This is a genomic window from Microcystis sp. M53603_WE2 (assembly GCF_030065435.1).
In genome coordinates this window covers 1-3,587 of the sequence record NZ_JASJFF010000077.1, presented here as the reverse complement: position 1 = coordinate 3,587, position 3,587 = coordinate 1, and the positions used below count along the sequence as shown (strand labels likewise).

Annotated in this window: 3 protein-coding genes; all 3 read right to left on the bottom strand. The window is 53.7% G+C overall.

Features of this window, described 5'->3' with window-relative positions; genetic code table 11:
- Positions 1-2,384: translation initiation factor IF-2 (gene infB, locus PX481_RS01825; RefSeq protein WP_288093389.1), on the bottom strand; the 2,384-nt coding region annotated here is incomplete at its 3' end.
- A 111-nt stretch (positions 2,385-2,495) separates the two neighbouring features.
- Positions 2,496-2,777: a YlxR family protein gene (locus PX481_RS01820; RefSeq protein WP_002768359.1), complete on the bottom strand. Its 282-nt coding sequence runs from the start codon at positions 2,775-2,777 to the stop codon at positions 2,496-2,498.
- A partial coding sequence (gene nusA, locus PX481_RS01815; protein ID WP_288093386.1) for a transcription termination factor NusA occupies positions 2,774-3,587 on the bottom strand: 814 nt, incomplete at its 5' end. The genes nusA and PX481_RS01820, both read right to left, overlap by 4 nt.

Below are 3,587 nucleotides of genomic sequence, written 5' to 3'. Positions count from 1 at the left end.
CTAAGGCTAACGCGACGGGAGGAGAGGGCCTGTTGTAAACGGGTGTTGCGTTGTTCGATCGCCCGTTGATCGGCAATTGATCGGGCCTCTTTCTCACTTTCATAGACATCGAACTCATCGCCAGCGGCCGGGACATCACTAAGACCGAGGATTTCCACGGCGAAGGAGGGGGTAGCCGCTTCGACTTTTTGACCGCGATCATCGATCATCGCCCGAATTTTGCCGAAAACGGAACCGGCGACGATGCTATCGCCCACCCGGAGAGTACCATTCTGGACGAGCAGGGTAGCCACGGGACCTTTGGTGCGATCGAGGTTAGCTTCGATGACGGTTCCCTTAGCCAAGCGATCGGGGTTAGCGACCAATTCCTCCACTTCTGCCACCAAGAGAATCATTTCCAGCAGATTATCGAGATTTTCACCCCGCAGGGCGCTCACGGGAACCATGATCGTCTCACCGCCCCAATCTTCGGCCACCAGTCCCTGTTCGGTCAATTCCTGTTTAATCCGGTCGGGGTTAGCTGAAGGTTTATCGACTTTGTTAATCGCCACAACGATGGGGACTTCGGCGGCCCTGGCGTGACTGATTGCCTCTTTCGTTTGGGGTTGTACGCCATCATCGGCGGCTACCACCAGCACCGCTATATCGGTGACTCTCGCCCCGCGGGCGCGCATGGCGGTAAAAGCTTCGTGGCCGGGGGTATCCAAAAAGACAATCTGTTCCGGTTTGCCGTTATGTTCCACATCGACGTGGTAAGCACCGATGTGCTGGGTGATGCCGCCTGCTTCCCCCTGGGCGACTTTGGTTTTGCGGATCGAGTCGAGGAGGGTGGTTTTACCGTGGTCAACGTGACCCATAATGGTGACGACGGGGGGACGACGCTGGAGACTTTCCCAGTCGGAGACATCGATCATTTCCGTGGTTTTGATCGCCGCCGACTGGGTGCTGGGGGTTTCCACGGCGATCTCGAAGTCCCTGGCGATCATTTCGATCGTGTCCACGTCGAGAGTTTGGGTGATATTAACCGCCATCCCTTTAAAAAATAGGGTTCTGATGATCTCAGTTTCGGGGACTTTCATCAATTCCGAGAGGTCGCGCACGGTGAGACTGCCGGTGACAACGATGCTTTCCGGGCGTTTTTCCTCTTGGGGTTCTTGGCGCTCGCTTTTCGGGCTGCCGGTGTGGGCGGTTGGTTTACTGGGCCGCTTAACTTTGACTGCTGTTGGGGTGCCGGGGGGGGCAGCTTTAGCGGTGGGCGGTTTGGGGGGACGAGCGGTGGAGAGGGTAAAACTGGGGGTATTAATTAACCCGGACAGTTCCGATTCTAGATCATCGTCATCTTCAAAGAGCGCTTGGGTGCGGCGTTTGTTTTTGCCGGCAGTTTTGGCGGTTTTGGCCGCTTTTTTTTCTTCCTCTTCTTCTTCTTCCCAGGTAGATTTTTTGGCCATGCGAGGGGGCATGGTGGGTCGTTTGAGTTTTTTGGGCCCGTCTGCTCCGAGCAATCCGGTATCTGTATCGATTTCTGTGCCATCAACACCAGATTTCTTGGTGGTATCGGTTTCCTCCTCGCTGGTAGCCGAGATTTTAGCGGGTAACCCGGGGCGAACCGGGCGCTTCAACTCCACTGTCTCCCGCACTTCTCTAGCTGGTTCCGCCAGTTTCGGGCTTTTTCCGTCGGGTTTGCGGTTGAGGGTCGGTTTTTCTGGTTTAGCCAAGCCTACCCTACGCTCAGGACTAGGGGCGTTTTCGCTCTCGCCGCGCTCGCGTTTTTCTCCCCGGGGCCTGTCGTTACTGCCAGGAGCATTTTTAGATCGGGGTTCTGGCCGTCCCGAGGCAGTTTCAGGGCGTGGTTTCGGGGTGAGGGAAGGTCGATTAGGTGGGGCGATTAAGGTGGGGGCTGCTTCTGGCACTAGCGGGGTTTCGGTCGGGGTTTCTTTAACACTGGGGCTATGAGATAGCATCTCTGCTGCAGTGGGGGGAGTTTTTTCGGCCGCCTCGTCGCGCCCTGGGGGAGCAACGAGGGGTTTAACCGGGGGACGGGGGGGACTGATTAAAGTCGGTTTGGCCGAGGAACCGGCTTGACCGGGATAGCTTTCCCCTTCTTCGCCGGTTTCGGGGCGGTTGTGTTTATGCAGGGCTAAAATCTTTTGTTTTTTTTCTTCGGCAGGACTAGCCGATTCTCGCTGACCCGTGCTATTTTTACTGGTACTCGAGGCCAATCCCTTCGCAGCGATTGCTTTGATGCGTTGGGCATCCTCTTCGCTGATCGTGCTACTGTGGCTCTTGTACTCGATGTTCAACTGGTCACAGATGTCCAAAATGTCTTTGTTGTCTAGATTCAATTCTTTTGATAAATCGTAAATTCTGACTTTCGTGTTACTCATCCATTATCCCCCGGCTAAAGTGTTAGTGATCCTATAAGTTGGCTGATTTTTTGATCCTCTCAGGACTGCCCCCTTTCCATGCTAACGATTTTGTGGCTATGATCGTCAATTTTAATCCTGATTTGAACGACCTTGCTTGGCAGTCCCGAGGCGCTCTTGCAAGGATTCATAGAGCGTTTCGGGAATATTGGCTTTTAGGGCCCGTCCGAGACGATTTTTTTGCCGGGCCAGTTGCAGGCAATTAGGTTGCGGACAGATATAGGCAGCCCTTCCCATGCCTTGATCTAATTGTATCTGTCCGGACGGGTGTAGTCGGACAATTCGCCAAAAGGATTCTTTCGGGGCGAAGAGACGGCAGCTAATACAGCGTCGATAATTGACGAAGGGGTTCATTCTTGGTCTAAATCCTGCGCTTCTGGGTCGGTTTCATCGGTTTTTACCTCTTGTTCGCCTTTATAGAGGACTATATCCTTAATATCGATTTTCCAGCCCGTCAGACGGGCGGCTAGACGCACGTTCTGCCCTTCTTTGCCAATCGCTAAACTTAATTGATCCTGTGCCACCAGTACCAATGCTTGTCTTTCTTCGGCATTAGTGAACAAAACTTGGTCGATACGGGCGGGACTAAGGGCATTGGCGATGTAGGTGGCGGGATCTGGAGACCAGCGAATCACGTCGATTTTTTCCCCCCGCAATTCGTTAACCACGGCTTGAATCCTGGAACCTCTAGCCCCAATACAAGCCCCAACCGGATCCACGTCTCTCTCTAAGGTATCGACGGCGATTTTTGTCCGCGAACCAACGTGACGGGAGGGGGGATTGGCTTCCCGGGCGACGGCGACAATACGCACGATTTCCTCCTCGATTTCGGGAACTTCGTTGGCGAACAAATATACTACCAAACCCGCCGCCGCTCTGGAAACGATTAATTGCGGGCCGCGGTGAGAACCTTCCAGGACTTTTTTGAGCAGAACTTTAAAGGTGGCGTTAGCGCGATAGTTATCGTTGGGTAGCTGTTCCCGTTTGGGTAGTTCTGCTTCCACTTCCGGTTGACCGTAGGTGCTTTGTACCATGACAATAGCGGCCTGTCTTTCAAAACGGACGACCCGGGCCTGTAAAACCGTTCCTTCCAGATCTTGGAACTCCTCTTGAATCATTTTGCGTTGGTTATCCCGCAGTTTTTGCAGTAAAACCTGTTTAGTT

What these genes read in the sequence shown, in the direction of transcription:
- PX481_RS01820 (WP_002768359.1), bottom strand. Translation starts at nt 2,777, where the DNA reads ATGAACCCCTTCGTCAATTATCGACGCTGTATTAGCTGCCGTCTCTTC.